Source organism: Brevundimonas sp. EAKA, assembly GCF_000698025.1.
Lineage (GTDB): Bacteria > Pseudomonadota > Alphaproteobacteria > Caulobacterales > Caulobacteraceae > Brevundimonas > Brevundimonas mediterranea_A.
This window is the reverse complement of sequence record NZ_JMQR01000238.1, coordinates 1-1,722: the sequence shown is the minus strand read 5'-3', so window position 1 is coordinate 1,722 and position 1,722 is coordinate 1. Positions and strand designations below refer to the sequence as shown.

Below are 1,722 nucleotides of genomic sequence, written 5' to 3'. Positions count from 1 at the left end.
TGATGTGCATAAGCGACAGGCCTACAGCCCCCCCGCCCGCCCCGAAGGAACCCGTCCTCGCCGCGCGCGCCGAAGCCCTCGCCCAGCAGATCTGCGTCATCGCCCAGGAAGCCGCCGCCCTGAAGCCCGGCGACTACGCCGGCCGCGACGCCCTGATGGCCCGGATCGACGCGCTGGACGACCTGGAGCCGACCGGGATTTCAGACGAATTAGACGATTCAGACGGTGTTTTTTCGCAGGGAGAGTCTGAAACCGGGCCGCCGTGACATCATCACCTCCCCATTCGCGAAGGCGAATGGGGAGGACAGGTCGCGTCAGCGACCAGGAGGGGGCGACTCGGTCGTAGGGAGGCCCCATATTCCTGTCGCACACCCGGTCGCCCCCTCCTGGCGGCGCACGCGCCGCCTGTCCTCCCCATCGGCCTGCGCCGATGGAGAGGTGAGGCTCACACCTCCGACGCGATCTTCCTCAGCGCCTGTTCGAACACCTGGGCCGGCTGGCCGCCGCTGATCAGATATCTGCCCTCGACCACCACGGCCGGGACCGAGCTGATGCCGCGCGACCGCCACAGGTCCTCGGCCGCGCGCACGGCCTGGGCGTAGCGGCCCGAGGCCAGGACCTCGCCCGCCTCGGCCCGGTCCAGCCCGGCGGCCTCGGCGGCGGTGGTCAGGACGCCGGCGTCGGTCAGGTTGCGGTTCTCGGTGAAGTGGGCCGTGAACAGGGCCTGTTTCAGCGCCTTCTGCTTCTCGGGCGCGGTCTCGTGGGCCCAGTGCAGCAGGCGGTGGGCGTCGAAGGTGTTCCAGATGCGGCTGTCGTCGGTCATGCGCATGTCGAAGCCGACCTCGGCGGCGCGGTCGCGGATCATGGCGCGGTTGGCGGCCGACTGCTCCGGGGTGGCGCCGTATTTGCGGCCGATGTGTTCGACGATGTTCTCGCCTTCGGGCGCGATCTGGGGGTTCAGTTCGAAGGGCTGAAAGGCGATGTCGGCGCCGATCCCCTCGCTCTTGAGGGCGTCCAGCGCCGTCTCCAGCCCGCCCAGCCCGACCGCGCACCAGGGGCAGACCACGTCGGAGACGAAGTCGATCTTCAGGGTCTTCATCGGCACGGCTTGGGTCATGGCGAGGGCCTTCTGGAACAGGATGTGTTGCGGAGCATATGGGAAGGCCCCGCGCGACGCCAAGGCCTCAGCCCAGCGTCAGGTCCCGGGGCGGCCGGATCCTGCGCCAGCGCGCCTCCACGAAGGCGAAGGCGCCGAAGGCCATCAGCCCCGCCGCCGTCAGCCCCAGCACCCACGACCCGCCGGGCTGGGCCTCCAGCGCGTCCAGCACCGCCGCCGTCGTCGTCACCTCGCCCGAGCGCGCGTGCAGCCCCGCCAGGACCACAAAGGTCCCCAGCGGCAGATAGGCGAAGCCCCGCGCGCCATAGCCCGCCCGCGCCAGGGCCGTCGCCGGCCGGCGCACCGCCTCGGGACAGGCCAGGGCCGCGTCGAAGTCGTCCCGGAAGGCCCTGACGATGTTGCCGATCCCGACGCCCAGCACCACCAGCCCCGCCGCGATCAGCAGCAGACCGCCGAACGGCAGGTCCAGGATCCAGGCCGCCTTCTCCTGGTTCTCGGCGATGCTCTCGGCCCGGTCCGCGGCCCGGCTGGTCGCCTCCCCCGCCCCCTCCCGATACTCGAACACCCCCGCCGCCACCCGGCCGCAGAACAGGCCGCCGGCCCCC

The 1,722-nt window shown here is 71.5% G+C and carries 3 protein-coding genes; 1 reads left to right on the top strand and 2 read right to left on the bottom strand.

The features are described 5' to 3' along the window. Positions 1 to 266, top strand: a 266-nt coding sequence (locus tag ER13_RS18835; RefSeq protein WP_035311329.1) for a hypothetical protein, incomplete at its 5' end; no start/stop codon positions are given. A gap of 179 nt (positions 267 to 445) precedes the next feature. Here the strand turns inward: ER13_RS18835 and ER13_RS17190 are convergent. Beyond that, positions 446 to 1,117: a DsbA family oxidoreductase gene (locus ER13_RS17190; protein ID WP_197019819.1), complete on the bottom strand. Its 672-nt coding sequence runs from the start codon at positions 1,115 to 1,117 to the stop codon at positions 446 to 448. A gap of 67 nt (positions 1,118 to 1,184) precedes the next feature. After that, positions 1,185 to 1,722 (bottom strand): DUF1206 domain-containing protein (locus ER13_RS17185; protein WP_155988193.1); only part of this gene is annotated, 538 nt, incomplete at its 5' end.